Annotated in this window: 14 protein-coding genes; 8 read left to right on the top strand and 6 right to left on the bottom strand. The window is 68.8% G+C overall.

Features of this window, described 5'->3' with window-relative positions:
- Window positions 1-160: 160 nt before the first annotated feature.
- Window positions 161-1978: a hypothetical protein gene (locus tag WBG06_RS23535; protein ID WP_336739781.1), complete on the bottom strand. Its 1818-nt coding sequence runs from the start codon at window positions 1976-1978 to the stop codon at window positions 161-163.
- A 37-nt stretch (window positions 1979-2015) separates the two neighbouring features.
- Between WBG06_RS23535 and nudC the strand changes: the two genes are divergently transcribed.
- Window positions 2016-2939, top strand: a complete 924-nt coding sequence (nudC, locus tag WBG06_RS23530) for an NAD(+) diphosphatase (protein WP_336739779.1) — start codon at window positions 2016-2018, stop codon at window positions 2937-2939.
- A gap of 19 nt (window positions 2940-2958) precedes the next feature.
- Here the strand turns inward: nudC and WBG06_RS23525 are convergent, their stop codons facing one another.
- On the bottom strand, window positions 2959-3204 hold the full coding sequence (locus tag WBG06_RS23525) for a mycoredoxin (protein ID WP_336739777.1): 246 nt from the start codon (window positions 3202-3204) through the stop codon (window positions 2959-2961).
- Between the two features lie 98 nt (window positions 3205-3302).
- Here WBG06_RS23525 and WBG06_RS23520 point away from each other — a divergent pair, with 98 nt between their 5' ends.
- From WBG06_RS23520 to WBG06_RS23505, 4 genes are all read left to right on the top strand, one after another.
- Complete coding sequence (locus WBG06_RS23520) at window positions 3303-5384, top strand: ATP-dependent DNA helicase UvrD2 (RefSeq protein ID WP_336739776.1); 2082 nt, start codon at window positions 3303-3305, stop codon at window positions 5382-5384.
- 138 nt (window positions 5385-5522) lie between these two features.
- Window positions 5523-5723, top strand: coding sequence for a hypothetical protein (locus tag WBG06_RS23515; protein WP_336739775.1), 201 nt, complete (start codon window positions 5523-5525; stop codon window positions 5721-5723).
- A gap of 104 nt (window positions 5724-5827) precedes the next feature.
- Window positions 5828-6127: a WhiB family transcriptional regulator gene (locus WBG06_RS23510; protein ID WP_091051210.1), complete on the top strand. Its 300-nt coding sequence runs from the start codon at window positions 5828-5830 to the stop codon at window positions 6125-6127.
- A 149-nt stretch (window positions 6128-6276) separates the two neighbouring features.
- Entirely contained in the window at window positions 6277-6441 is a 165-nt protein-coding gene (locus tag WBG06_RS23505; protein WP_229788002.1) for a hypothetical protein, read from the top strand.
- A gap of 105 nt (window positions 6442-6546) precedes the next feature.
- Here the strand turns inward: WBG06_RS23505 and WBG06_RS23500 are convergent, their stop codons facing one another.
- Window positions 6547-8205: a GMC oxidoreductase gene (locus WBG06_RS23500; RefSeq protein WP_336739772.1), complete on the bottom strand. Its 1659-nt coding sequence runs from the start codon at window positions 8203-8205 to the stop codon at window positions 6547-6549.
- Window positions 8206-8325: 120 nt separating this feature from the next.
- On the opposite strand from WBG06_RS23500, the gene WBG06_RS23495 reads away from it, so the two are divergent.
- The 3 genes from WBG06_RS23495 (at window position 8326) to WBG06_RS23485 (ending at window position 10149) form a co-directional block, all read left to right on the top strand.
- Entirely contained in the window at window positions 8326-9426 is a 1101-nt protein-coding gene (locus tag WBG06_RS23495) for an NAD(P)H-dependent amine dehydrogenase family protein (RefSeq protein WP_336739770.1), read from the top strand.
- A complete protein-coding gene (locus WBG06_RS23490) occupies window positions 9423-9905 on the top strand; it encodes a carboxymuconolactone decarboxylase family protein (protein WP_336739768.1) in 483 nt (160 codons plus the stop codon). The genes WBG06_RS23495 and WBG06_RS23490 overlap by 4 nt, the downstream gene beginning before the upstream one ends.
- 79 nt (window positions 9906-9984) lie before the next feature.
- Entirely contained in the window at window positions 9985-10149 is a 165-nt protein-coding gene (locus WBG06_RS23485) for a hypothetical protein (RefSeq protein ID WP_336739766.1), read from the top strand.
- Window positions 10150-10152: 3 nt separating this feature from the next.
- Here WBG06_RS23485 and argS read toward each other — a convergent pair whose 3' ends face one another.
- The 3 genes from argS to WBG06_RS23470 all read right to left on the bottom strand — a co-directional run bounded on the left by argS (window position 10153) and on the right by WBG06_RS23470 (window position 13116).
- Entirely contained in the window at window positions 10153-11826 is a 1674-nt protein-coding gene (gene argS, locus WBG06_RS23480; protein ID WP_336739790.1) for an arginine--tRNA ligase, read from the bottom strand.
- A gap of 159 nt (window positions 11827-11985) precedes the next feature.
- The gene (locus WBG06_RS23475) at window positions 11986-12753 is read right to left on the bottom strand and encodes a hypothetical protein (protein WP_336739765.1); all 768 of its coding nucleotides are present in this window, start codon (window positions 12751-12753) and stop codon (window positions 11986-11988) included.
- A gap of 204 nt (window positions 12754-12957) precedes the next feature.
- Window positions 12958-13116, bottom strand: coding sequence for a DUF5679 domain-containing protein (locus WBG06_RS23470; RefSeq protein WP_091051197.1), 159 nt, complete (start codon window positions 13114-13116; stop codon window positions 12958-12960).
- Window positions 13117-13289 lie beyond the last annotated feature (173 nt).

The raw sequence follows: 13289 nt of genomic DNA, 5'->3' as shown, positions 1-13289 counted from the left end.
GCGTCAGCCGGCGGCCGCAGGCCGTCCTTGACTCCGGGACAGATCGAGAAGACCCTCGAAGGAGGGTCGGCGGCCCAACCCCAACCCCGAAAGAACCGTCCCTGACCGATGCCAGACCGAACGACCAAACCAGACCGAACGACCAGCCCACCTTGCCGCCCTACTCAACCGTCCGAGCAACATCAGGCAGCTCCCCAGACTCCCGCAACGAGTCGAGCAGATCGCCCGGCATGATCCAGACGGCGGCGTACGGGAACGGGCGATCGCGCAGCATGACCGCTCCGGTGACGAATGCCGGCTCGCCCTCGGGACAGGAGAAGACGACGTCGTCTCCCCACTCCCACTCCCGATCGACGACGGTCGGAAGCATCCACCACATCAACCAGTTGCGCTCGGAGTTCATCGCCGAAGGGCGGCGGGGGCAGTTCTTGTCGTAGGCGACGACTGCGTCGGGGTGCTCGGCGAGGATCGAGCGGAGGTCGTCGACGACCGGGGTGACGTGGTCGAAGCGGTCGTGGAACTCGTCGGAGGCGACGTCGGCGACGGCGGAGGCGGTGATGCCCAGCACGAGGACGAGCGCCGTGACGGCGACGGAGCGGAGCCGGTCGCCCTTCGGGGTGCGCAGCCGCGGGAGGGCAGCGAGGACGGTCCAGACGACGAGCGGGATCAACGAGCACAGCGTCGCGATCAACCAGAAGCGGTTGTCGTTGGTGAACGACGGGATCGGCCCGGGCTGCGGGAACTGTCCGTCCGGAAGCGCCCACCACCACGGGATCGCACCGGGGATGTGCGCCGGTGTGGTGTAGGCCCAGGTCGGCGCGTCGGGGGCGACGACGAGGATGGTCACCAGCGAGATCCCGGCGACGATCACCCAGGTCCAGACGAGGACCGCCCGGGAGCGTACGGCCTGGATGGCCGCGCACACCCCGGCCAGGATCAGGACCGTGAAGAACGGGTCGATGTAGCGCCCGTAGATCCAGTAGTCGAAGCGGCGCCATTCCGCGGTGAACAGCGAGCCTTCGGTGCCCCAGTTCAGGCAGCTGAGGACATACATCGACCCAGCCGCGATCAGCACGAATCCGGCCGGACCCACCTGTCGCGAGCGGAGCTCCTTCCAGAACACCGCGGTCACCACGACCAGGCCGACGACCACGATGCCGAAGCTGCCGACCATCTGCGTCCAGGCCTCACCGGCGAAGGTGTTGACCCAGAACCTCGGATTGGCCTGGGAGACCTTCTCGAAGAAGCCCTGCGCCTGGATGAACTTCCACGGCACCAGCTGTGCGTGGAACCAGAGCGCGGCCTTGTTGGCGACCACGGCGAACAGACCGGTGGCGACCAGCCCGACGACGGAGACGAGGGCGACCCGCCAGGTGCGTGCCAGCAGGCTGCTTACCAGGAGGCAGACCAGCCACAGCGCGACCGCGGCGACGAAGACCTGCATCCGGGCGTGCGAGAAGAGCGCGAGACCGGTGAGCAGGCTGAGTAGGAGTGCACCGCGGTAGGTCGGTCTCTCCCAGAGCCGGAACGCGACCAGGGTGGCCACGACGACGATCAGCGTGACCAGCCGCTCGGAGAGGATGTAGTCGGCCTGGATCGCCCGTGGTGGTAGGGACATCACGATCGCGCCGGCGACCACGCCCTGCGCCGGGGTGATGCCGCCGAGCCGCACCGCGACCCGGGCCAGCGGCCAGATGGTGAGCATGCTGATCGCCAGACCGACGACGATCGCCATCTTGTAGAACGTGAACACATTCGAGGTGACCAGCCACAACGGTGCCAGCAGCACTCCCCAGCCGGGGTAGTAGCCGGGTGTGTTCAGCTGCGGCGAGTCGAGCCCGAGGACGGTCCGACCGTGGATGACGGTGCCGATCTCGTCGTACATGAACGAGAGGCTGGATCCCCAGGCGATGTAGACGTTGATCGCGAGTGCGGCCACGACGGAGACGACAGCGGCGATGCGCCAGAACCGATCCACGCGGCGGAACATATACCGACCTCCTAGGCTCTGACGGGTGGACTCCCCGAAACTGCCCATCCATTTGCGAATCACCCAGAAGCTTCATGATCGCTCGGGCCATCTGCGCACCGACGACGGCTGGGTCGAGAAAGCCTGGTCGGAGGAGACCACGAGGGTTCTCGTGGTCGCCGGTAACAGGGTCGAGCCGGCCACTGAGTCATCGGCGGGGACAGGGGTGCGGTGGCGTACGCCGGCGGACTCCCCGGATGGGATCCGGGTGCTCCTGGGCAACACCGCTGAGGGAGCCAGGTTTGCGGTGCTGACCGGCCGCGAGGAGGCCGGTGAGACGTGGCGGGACCTGCGCGGACTCTTCCGCGCGATGCTCGCCGACACGACCGACGCGAGCTTCCTGATGCACGCGATCGGCCTGGCCGAGTGGCACCGGGCGACCCGGTTCTGCTCACGGTGCGGCGGCCCGCTCGTGCCGCGCGCGGCCGGCCACGAGCTGGCCTGCACGGAAGGGCACCTGACCTTCCCGCGCACCGACCCGGCGGTGATCATGCTGGTGACGTCGGGCGAGCCCGGGAGCGCGGAGGAGCGTTGCCTGCTCGGCAACCACACCCGCTGGCCGGCACCGAACTACTCCACGCTTGCCGGCTTCGTGGAGCCGGGGGAGTCGCTCGAGGACGCGGTCCGTCGCGAGGTCGCCGAGGAGGTCGGCGTACGCGTCGGGGAGGTCGACTACTTCGGCAACCAGCCGTGGCCGTTGCCGGCCAGCCTGATGCTCGGCTATTTCGCGCGGGCGTCGTCGACCGACATCACGGTCGACGAGGACGAGATCCGGGAGGCGCGCTGGTTCACCCGCGCGGAGCTCGCCGCGGTCGCGGAGAGCGGCGAGATCAAGCTGCCCAGCGGCGTCTCGATCAGCCGGTCGCTGGTCGAGACGTGGTACGGCGGGGAGCTGCCCGGCTCCTGGTGACAGGGACCCGAGGGGAGCGTCAGGCCAGCTCGGCGAGCTTCGCCTTGACCTGGGCGATCGACGGGTTGGTCATCGCGGTGCCGTCGGAGTAGACGAGGGTGGGGACGGTCTGGTTGCCGCCGTTGACCTGCTCGACGATCTGGGCGGCCTCGGGGACCTGCTCGATGTCGACCTCGTCGAAGGTGATGTCCTCACGGCCGAGCTGTCCCTTGAGCCGCTGGCAGTATCCGCACCAGGGGGTGGTGTACATCGTGAAGCTGCTCATGGACTCTCCTCGTCAGACTGCTCATCACACTGTCGGTGCCGCCCCATAGTGTTGGACGCACCGACCTAACGATCCCATGCCCAGGAGCCATTCCCGCCTTGAACCCCGCCGGTCCACTGGCCACACCGCTGGCCCCCGAGAGCCTCCTCGCCGCCCTCGACCCCGAGCAACGCCGGGTGGCCGAGGCCCTGCGGGGTCCGGTCCGGGTGCTGGCGGGTGCGGGCACCGGCAAGACCAGGGCGATCACCCACAGGATCGCCTATGGCGTCGCCACCGGGGTCTACGCGCCTCAGGAGGTCCTCGCGGTCACCTTCACCACCCGGGCGGCGGGGGAGATGCGGCAGCGGTTGCGCACGATGGGCGCGGGTGCGGTCCAGGCGCGCACCTTCCACTCCGCGGCCCTGCGTCAGCTCCGGTTCTTCTGGCCCAAGGTCTACGGCACCGAGCTGCCCACCCTGACCGAGTCGAAGATCCCGCTGATCAGAGCTGCCGCCCAGCGCCAGCGGATCAACGTCGACCAGGCCCAGGCACGTGACCTCGCCTCGGAGATCGAGTGGTCGAAGGTCTCCAACGTCCACCCCGACGACTACCCGAAGTCGGCCGAGGCGCGCGGGCGGGAGGTCGGCGGCCTGAACCCGTCGATGGTGGGGCACATCTACGCTGCCTACGAGGACGTCAAACGCACCCAGGCGCGCATGGACATGGAGGACGTGCTGCTCCTGACCGCCGGTCTTCTCGAGCACGACGAGCGGGTCGCCGCGCAGGTCAGACGGCAATACAAGTGGTTCACCGTCGACGAGTTCCAGGACGTCTCGCCGCTGCAGTCGGCGCTGCTCGACCTCTGGCTGGGCGGGCGCAGCGAGATCTGCGTCGTCGGCGACCCGGCGCAGACGATCTACACCTTCGCCGGCGCTGACGCCGCCTATCTGCGCGACTTCCCGAAGAAGCACACCGGCACCACCTCGGTCGAGCTGGTCCGCAACTACCGCTCCTCGCCGCAGGTCGTGAAGGCCGCCAACAAGATCCTGGAAGGTACGCCGAGCGCTGGTGTGCAGCTGCAGGCCCAGCGTGACGCCGGTCCGGCCGTCGAGCACGTCGAGCAGCCCGACGAGGTGGCCGAGGCGGAGGGGGTCGCCGCCGAGATCCTGCGCCTGCACCAGGCCGGCAAGCCCTACCACGAGATGGCGATCCTGTTCCGGATCAACGCTCAGTCCGAGGCCTACGAGGACGCTCTCACCGCGCGCCGGATCCCGTATGTCCTCCGCGGCGCTGCCAGGTTCTTCGACCGGCCCGAGGTCCGCGAGGCGGTGACCCGGATCCGGGGTGCGGCACGAGGCGGCCAGGGCCCCGTGTTCGGCGACGAGCTGCTGGAGTCGGTCCACGGCATCCTGGCCGGGATGGGCTGGACCTCCGAACCGCCCGAGGGCCGCGGGCAGACCCGCGACCGCTGGGAGTCCTGGCAGGCGCTGATCGACCAGGCGCGCACCTTCGCTGCCTCCGGTGGCGACCTCGCCGGTCTCGTCGCCGACCTCGACCGCCGCGCGGCCGAGCAGCATGCGCCGGTGCCGTCGGGAGTGACCCTGGCGACCTTCCACGCCGCCAAGGGCTTGGAGTGGGACTCGGTGTTCCTGGTCGGCCTCCAGGACGGCACGATGCCGTTCATCCTCCGAGGCGAGGAGCCGACCGCGGCCGAGATCGAGGAGGAACGCCGGCTGCTCTACGTCGGCCTGACGCGGGCGCGGGTCGACCTGACCCTGTCCTGGGCGCTCGCGCGACAGCCGGGCCAGTCCGCGCGGCGTCGGCCGTCGCGGTTCCTCGACCCGCTGCTGCCGACTCGGGCGGCGGCACCGACGCGGCGCCCCGGCTCGGGCAAGGCGCGGATGTGCAAGAGCTGCGGCGGGCCGCTCGGGTCAGCCGCCGAGAAGCGGATGGGTCGTCACGAGGGCTGTGACGCCCCCTACGACGAGGAGCTCTACGGTCGGCTGAAGCAGTGGCGCAAGGAGACGGCTGAGGCCGCCCGCAAGCCGGCGTTCGTGATCTTCACGGACGCCACCTTGGAGCAGATCGCCGAGCAGAAGCCGAGCACGCTCCAGGATCTGCAGCGCATCGCCGGGATCGGTCGCAGCAAGGTGGAGACCTACGGCTCGGAAGTCCTTGATGTGATCGCCGCCAACGGCTGAAAAGCCTTCACGAAAATTCCTCGAAATCAACCGGTTTAATCGTTTGCGGCCGACATACCCGGCCGGTTACTGTTCCTTCATCAAGTAAAACCGCGCGCTGTTGAGGCGCGCCCGACAGCCCCGAAGGAGGTGGCCCCAGTGAAGATCAACACGATTCAGACGCCGATCAATGGCATCGCCATGTCCGCGTGCGGCCACCCCGAGCTGTCCACCCCGGCTGCCGGTGCCTTTGCGGGCGCCGGTTACGGCATGCGCTTCGAGGGACTCGTGTCCCCGCAGGCAGATGCCATCAAGGTCAAGTCCCACGGGATTCGAGCCTGGAGCTGTCCGACTACGTAGAACCACGTAGTCACAGCAGCCTCCAGGCCGCGGAACCCGAAACCCGGGATCCGCGGCCTTTCTGTTTCTCATCACCCGCGATCAGTCACCAAGGAGGTGTACATATGACCAGCATTCTCGAGCCCGAGGTCACCCTCGGCGTTCTCCACGACCGCGCCAACCGCTACGACGAGGACCAGCTGCCCTGCCGGGCCAACAACCCCGAGCTGTGGTTCGCCGAGTCCCCTGCGGACGTCGAGTTCGCCAAGGCACTCTGCGCGACCTGCCCCGTGCAGCCGCTCTGCCTTGCCAGCGCCCTGGACCGGCGTGAGCCCTGGGGCGTCTGGGGCGGCCAGCTGCTCCTGCAGGGGAAGGTGATCCCCCGCAAGCGGCCCCGTGGCCGGCCCCGTAAGGACGCCGCCTGATCGACCGAAGAGCACCGAAGCACGACCAGCGTTTCAACGACGAGAGGCACCAGCTATGAACACGATCGTGATGACCATGGGCGCCGGAGCCCGCTGACCAGCAGGAGAACTCACCAGACATGAACACCAACCGAGTACGGAGCACTCAGATGAACTTGCTTTACGAAGACCTGGCACGCGCGCAAATGTCCGCGCGCCTGGGAGAGGCGCGTGAACTGCGGCGAGGCCATGCCCTCGTCAAGGCCGCTCGCCTGGGCCGCAAGGCCGAGCGAGCCGCCGTCCAGGCGAAGCTGGCTCTTGCCCGCGCGCTGTAAGTCCCCGATGGGACACCAGACCTCACCCCTCTGATCGCGGGTGTGGAAGATGACCGGCCAGTCCGAGGAACCCTCGGACTGGCCGGTCCTACATTTCCGACCTGATCAGAGGTCGGTGGCGATGATCCGTTCGATGTTCCGCTCCGCGAGGGCGGTGATGGTGACGAACGGGTTGACGCTCGTGTTGCCCGGGATGAGCGAGCCGTCGATGACGTAGAGACCGTCGTAACCGTGCAGCCGGCCGTAGTTGTCCGTGGCCTTGTTCAGGACCGCGCCACCCAGAGGGTGGTAGGTCAGGTGGTCGCCCCAGATCTTGTAGGTGCCGAAGAGGTCGGTCCGGTAGATCGTCCCTTCCGTCCGGTTGATCTTGTCGAAGATGGTCTTGGCCATCGTGATGGAGTCCTGCTTCCAGGCGGTCTGCCACGACAGGTCGACGTTGCCGGTGGTCGGGTTGTAGCTGAACGCCGCCCGGCGCTGGGTCTTGGTGATCGCGAGATAGAAGGACGCGTACGTCTCGAGCCCGGCGGGGATCGGCGCGACCTCGGCGAAGGCGCCGCCGGCGTCCCAGTTGTCGATGCCCGAGCACGGAATCGTGGACTGGACGTCGCCGGTCGCGTCCCACATGTGGTTGGCGCGGCCGACCATGACGTTGCCGTTGTCGCCCCAGCCCTGGCCGACCTCGCTGTTCAGTGCCGGCAACGCTCCGGTCGCCTTCATCTTCACCAGCAGCTTGCTGGTGCCGACGCTGCCGGCGGCGAAGAAGACCTTGCCCGCGTTGACGGTCTTGGTGGCGACGACGTCTCCGGCGGTGTTGATCTGCTCGAGGACGACGTCGTATCCGCCGGTCGCGGAGGGTCTCACCGAGGTGGCTCGGTGCAGCGCGGAGATCGAGACCTTGCCGGTGGTCTTGGCTTGGGCGAGATAGGTCTTCGGCAGCGTCCTCTTGCCGTAGTTGTTCCCGTAGAGGATCTCCTGGCCGAGCGCCGACTTGGGGACGGTGCCGGCGTCTTCGGCCATCATGTAGTCCCAGTCGTAGACGTCCGGGACGAACGTCCAGGCGAAGCCCGACCGTTGGGCGTGCTTCCGGCCGACCCGGGAGTACTGGTAGTAGGACGTCCGCTCGAACCAGTCCGGATCGACCATGCCGACGCCGAGGGCGGCGTTCGCGCGAGGGTAGTAGGTGGCGTACATCTCGGCGGGGTCCACCGAGGGCAGGATGGAGGCGAAGTTCTGCCGCTTCGGGGTGACGGCCATGCCGCCGTTGACGAGCGAGCCGCCGCCGACACCCCGTCCCTGGTAGACGGAGATCCCGGCGAAGTCCTCGGCGTCGAGGATGCCGGCGTACTTCGGGACGTTCTTGTCGATCGGGAAGCCCAGGAAGTTGCTGAGCGGTGCCTTGGTCCTGGTGCGCATCCAGAACGAGCGGTAGTCGGGGCTGGTGACCTTCGGGTGGATCAAGCCGTCGGGCCCAGGCGCGGCGACGGCCCAGTCCTGGCCCATCTCGATCATGTGGACGTCGATGCCCGCCTGGGCCAGTCGTAGAGCTGCGACGGAGCCGCCGTAGCCGGTGCCGATGACCAGCACCGGCACCTGCGCGCCGGGGCTGATCGATGCCGGTGCCGCGCTCGCCCAGGTCGGGGTCGCGCCGAGTGCTCCTCCCAGCACTCCGACACCGGCCAGCGAGCTCGCGCCGAGCACGAACCCTCTGCGGGACAGCCCGCGTGAAGCGGGCGTGGATCTGTCGTCTCGTTCTGTGGTGCTCATTGATGTCCTCCCTTTTCCATCACTGATTCCTAGAACATGTTCTAGTATCCCTAGGGGGGTGTCACGGTTTTCGAAAACCTCGGCTGGAGAATCTTCAGCGGGGCCAACCAGGGAGGTCGCATGATCACCGCATGCGTGTGGGGCACAGGCAACATCGGTCAGCTCGCCATCCGGGCGGTCGACGCCCATCCACGACTCGCGCTGTCGAGCGTGCTCGTCCATGGCCCCGACAAGGTCGGTCGCGACGCCGGCGACCTCGGCAATGTCGGTCGTGCCCTCGGTGTCGCGGCCACCGACGACATCGACGCGGTGCTGGCGACGCGCCCGCAGGCGATCATCTACGCCGCCTCCGGCGACATCCGCCCGGACGAGGCGCTCGCCGACATCGTGCGCGCGCTCGGGACCGGAGCCGTGGTCGTCACGCCCGCCCTCTACGCGCTCTACGACCAGCGCAACGCCCCGCCGGAGATGCGCGACCCGGTGCTGGCCGCGATCGCGGAGGGCGGGGGATCCCTCTTCGTCTCCGGCGTCGACCCGGGCTGGGGGAACGACGTGCTCCCGCTGCTCGTCAGCGGTCTGGGCAGCACCGTGGATGTCGTCCGATGCCAGGAGATCTTCGACTACTCCACCTACGACCAGCCCGACTCCGTCCGCTATCTCGTCGGGATGGGGCAGCCGATGGACTACGACGCCCCGATGCTCGCGGCAACCGTGCCGACGATGGTGTGGGGCGGCCAGGTCCGGCTGATCGCCCGTGGCCTCGAGGTCGAGCTCGACGAGATCCGCGAGACCGTCGAGCGGCTGCCGCTGGACGAGACGGTGAGCACCGCGTCGATGGGGGAGTTCGAGAAGGGCACCCAGGGAGCCGTACGTTTCGAGGTGCAGGGGATCGTCGGCGGCGAGCCGCTCATCGTCGTCGAGCACGTCACCCGCATCCACCCCTCCTGCGCCCCGCACTGGCCGACGCCTCCTGACGGTGACGGTGCCCACCGGGTGATCATCGAGGGCGACCCGCGGATCGAGGTCACGGTCGAGGCGACCGACAAGGCCGGCAACCGGGCGGCCGGTGGCAACGCCACGGCGGTCGGCCGGCTCGTCGGCGCGATCGAATGGCTCATCGAGGCAGGCCCTGGCCTCTACGACGCGCTCGACGTACCTCTGCGTCCGGCGACCGGCAAGCTGGGCGCGGCCACGACCGCGCAGGAAGGTGTGACCGCATGATCATCGACGTCCCCGAGGACAAGGACCCGATCGCGTACGTCTGGGGCGAGATGGTCCCCGGGATCGGCCCGGCCGCCGCCGGGCTCTCCCTCGCCGTCTACGAGCACACCACGCTCGGGCTCCGCGAGTTCGAGGCCGCCAGGTTGCGGATCGCACAGATCAACGGGTGCGTCTTCTGCCTCGACTGGCGCACCGAACGTGACGGGGAGAAGGTCGAGGAGTCGTTCGCCGAGGCGGTCGAGGAATGGCGTACGACGGACGCTTTCGATGACCGCACCCGACTCGCCGCGGAGTATGCGGAACGCTACGCGAGCGACCACCACGGCATCGACCAGGCCTTCTGGGACCGGATGTCGGCGCACTACACCGATGCCGAGATCGTCGAGCTGAGCATGTGCCTCGGCTCGTGGCTCGCCTTCGGCCGGCTCAACCACGTGCTGGGCCTCGACACCGCGTGCATGCTGCCGTCCCGGACGTAACCCGCCCTTGACGCCCAGGTGATCCAGAATTTCGGTGTTGCGCCCTCGGAACCGCAGGATCTCGACCTATCGTTGAGCCATGAAGACCTGCGATTTCTGCGGATGCTACGAGGCCGATCCTCACCGCCTCCTGGCATGGACCACCGCAGTCGAGCGGGGGCGCACCAAGTCGTTCTGCGAGGCCTGCTCGCGTCGTCACGTGCGCTCCATGGAAGCCAAGCTCGACTCCGACTGGTGGGCCTGAAGCTCACATCCTTCGAGGCGCCTCGATGCCGAGGAGCCTGAGTCCTCGTGACAGCACTCGCCGGGTCGCCTCGCACAACGCGAGCCGGGTCTGCCTGACCTCTCCGTCCGCCTTCAGCACGGGGCAGTTCTCGTAGAACCCGGTCAGCGCGGTGGCCAGGCCGTAGAGGTACGCCGTCAGGTGGTGCGGCTCCAAGGAGTCGGCGACCTTCGTGACCACTGCCGCGAAGCCGGCCAGCTCCAGCGCGAGCCTCTGCTCGGCCGGGTGGGACAGGGGGCCGATCGCGTACGACTGTTGCGGTGCCTGGGCGAGGATGCTGCACACCCGGGCGTGGGCGTACTGCAGATACGGACCGGTCTCGCCGGTGGTCGCCGACATCCGGGCGACGTCGAAGACGTAGTCCCGCGCCAGGTGGTTGGAGAGGTCGGCGTACTTCACCGCGGCGTTCGCGACCAGGGGTGCCACCTCGGGGGCCGCGTAGCTGGCTGCCGCCGCTTCCTCCGCCGCGTCCAGCAGCGCGGTGAGCGAGACCGTCTCGCCCGAACGGGTCTTGAACGGCCGGCCGTCGGGACCGAGCACGGTGCCGAAACCGACGTGCTGGACCTCGACCGAGTCGGGCAGCCAGCCCGCGGCCCGGGCCACCGCGAAGACCATCTCGAAGTGCTGGCTCTGCCGATGGTCGACGACGTAGACGATCCGGTCGACGGCCAGATCGTCGACGCGGTGCCGGATCGTGGCGAGGTCGGTGGCGGCGTACCCGAATCCGCCGTCCGCCTTCCGCACGATCAGCGGGAGCGGTGCGCCGTCGCGACCCGTGAAGCCGTCGGGGTAGACGACCAGGGCACCGGCCGACTCGGTCAGCAGTCCCAACGCATCGAGATCGTCGACGACCCCCGGCAGCTGCGGGTTGTAGCGGCTCTCGCCGTCGAAGTCCTCGTCGGTCAGGAGTACGCCGAGCCGGCTGTAGATGGCATCGAACTCGGCCATCGAAGCGTCGACCAGGGCCCGCCACAGCGCGAGCGTGGTCGGGTCGCCGGACTGCAGCGCCACCACCCGGAGCCGAGCGGCGTCGGCGAAGCCCGGGTCGTCGTCGAAGCGCGCCTTCGCCCGCTGGTAGAGGGCGAGCAGCGCGCTCATGTCCAGGTCGGCGACGGCCGCCGGGTCGCGGAGGTCCTCGCCGAGCAGCTCCTCGACCAGCATGCCGAACTGCGTGCCCCAGTCGCCGAGATGGTTCTGCCGCACCACGTCGTGGCCGGCATAGGCGAGCACCCTGGCCAGGGAGTCGCCGATGACGGTGGAACGCAGGTGGCCCACGTGCATCTGCTTGGCGACGTTCGGGGAGGAGTAGTCGACGACGACCCGTCTCGGGGTCTCCGGGACGGGCACCCCCAGCTGCGGGTCGGCGAGCAGGCCGCCGACGGCCACCTCGAGGATGTCGGGGGACCAGGTGATGTTGAGGAACCCGGCACCGGCGAGCTCGAGAGTGCCCAGACCGCTGGTGTCCACGGCGTCGAGGAGGCGCTTCCCGATGTCCCGTGGCGAGAGGCCGAGCGGACCGGCGAGTCGCAACGGGAGGTTGGACTGCAGGTGGCCGAACTCGGGTCGGGTGGCCGGCCGGAGCTCGGGATCGATGCCGGCGTAGGCGTCGCCGAAGCACGTCACGACGGCGTCGTGCAGGTGTGCGGACAGGGCAAGGATGTGCTCGTGCACGAGAGTGGTCCTAGGAGGTGAAGAGGGCAGGCTGACGCGAGGGCGGGGTCAGAGACCCATGCCTCGTCGTCGCAGCGCGCTCTTCGTGACCATGTCCGCAAGGGTGCCGGAGGGCGCCGCTGTAGGTCAAGCCGGTTCGTCGGTCGCCCCGGCCGAGGCGATCAGGTCCCAGGCGCAGCCGCAGTAGGGATGTCGGAGCCAGTGCCGGACCACGGGATCGCCATCACGGGTGAGGGCGACCGACGCCGACCACGAGGCAGGTGTGCGCCCGGCGAGGAAGGTGCGGGCGTCACGTACGGCCCAGGAGAGCGCGAGCGACTGCAGCAGCGCGTCGGTCGGCACCTCGATGCCGACGAGCTGGCTCACCACCACGGCACGTCGGTCGTCTTCCTCGGCGAGGGTCGCATCGACACATCGCAGGCACGCCGTGACACCGGGGACGACCAGCGGGCCGACCGACCAGCTGTCGGGGCCGCTCTCGACGACGAGGTGCGCCCGCCCGCCGCGCACCATCTCGTCGGCGCGGTCACGGTCCAGCGGGCCCTCGGAGAGGAGCACGACGACGCCGGGATCGTCCGGCGGGGGTGTCGGTCCGATCAGCGACCGAGCCGCCGAGACCATCGCCGGCGGGCCGTCGAAGCCGACGCGTACGGGAGTCTCGCCGCCGTCCACGTCCATCAGCAGTCCCGCGTTGCCGAGCTGCTGCAGCGCGTGCCGCCCGGGCAGGTGGTCGGGCTCGACCGCTCGGCCGGCGGCGAGGTCGGTCAGCAGGCGGCGTACCTCCACGCCGTCCTGCACGATCGCCCGCCGTGGGGGGTCGATGCCGATCTGGAGTCGGGTCTCATCACGTCGTACGGCCACATACCCCGGCCGAATCCGGTAGCGCGTGCTCATGCCGGGAGTCTCACACCGGGCTGGAATTCGTGCAGCAACAATCCACACGGCCTGTGGATAACCTGCCGAGGCGTCACGTGCGTCGGGCGAGTTGGCACCCAGGTGACGCTTCGGTCGACGGGGGTGACGCTTCGGCAAAACGTGGCAGCGGCGCCGCCGGACTTGCCGGGGCGCCGCCGCATGGGCTCAGGATGAACTGAGTGGTCAGGCCTTGCCCAAGATACGGTTGAGGTTGGTGCTGCAGACGGGGCAGACGGCCTTGGCCATCTTGGTGCCCTTGTCGTTCACCCGGATCTCACCGGTTGCCTCGCGCTTCTCCTTGCACTTCACGCAGTAGAACTCGCCGCTCCAGGTCTCCGCCATGACGGCCTCCTTGCTTCTATGTAACTGGTCGTCGCGACGGGGGTGTCAGGGGAAGCCCGCCGGAAGCTCGCAAGGCGAGCCGACTCGACCCTACGACACGCGGCGCTCGCGGCTGCAACACGGGCTATCGCGCGAGTGTCGGCGTGTTGGCGTCATACCGGGCGATTCGGGGC

Source organism: Nocardioides sp. CCNWLW239 (genome assembly GCF_037137035.1).
GTDB lineage: Bacteria > Actinomycetota > Actinomycetes > Propionibacteriales > Nocardioidaceae > Nocardioides.
The sequence above is the reverse complement of the archived record's forward strand: the minus strand, read 5'-3'. Positions and strand labels throughout refer to the sequence as shown.

What these genes read in the sequence shown, in the direction of transcription:
- WBG06_RS23495 (WP_336739770.1), top strand. Translation starts at nt 8,326, where the DNA reads ATGATCACCGCATGCGTGTGGGGCACAGGCAACATCGGTCAGCTCGCC.
- WBG06_RS23485 (WP_336739766.1), top strand. Translation starts at nt 9,985, where the DNA reads ATGAAGACCTGCGATTTCTGCGGATGCTACGAGGCCGATCCTCACCGC.
- WBG06_RS23475 (WP_336739765.1), bottom strand. Translation starts at nt 12,753, where the DNA reads ATGAGCACGCGCTACCGGATTCGGCCGGGGTATGTGGCCGTACGACGT.
- WBG06_RS23470 (WP_091051197.1), bottom strand. Translation starts at nt 13,116, where the DNA reads ATGGCGGAGACCTGGAGCGGCGAGTTCTACTGCGTGAAGTGCAAGGAG.
- WBG06_RS23505 (WP_229788002.1), top strand. Translation starts at nt 6,277, where the DNA reads ATGAACTTGCTTTACGAAGACCTGGCACGCGCGCAAATGTCCGCGCGC.
- WBG06_RS23490 (WP_336739768.1), top strand. Translation starts at nt 9,423, where the DNA reads ATGATCATCGACGTCCCCGAGGACAAGGACCCGATCGCGTACGTCTGG.
- WBG06_RS23500 (WP_336739772.1), bottom strand. Translation starts at nt 8,205, where the DNA reads ATGAGCACCACAGAACGAGACGACAGATCCACGCCCGCTTCACGCGGG.
- WBG06_RS23525 (WP_336739777.1), bottom strand. Translation starts at nt 3,204, where the DNA reads ATGAGCAGCTTCACGATGTACACCACCCCCTGGTGCGGATACTGCCAG.
- WBG06_RS23510 (WP_091051210.1), top strand. Translation starts at nt 5,828, where the DNA reads ATGACCAGCATTCTCGAGCCCGAGGTCACCCTCGGCGTTCTCCACGAC.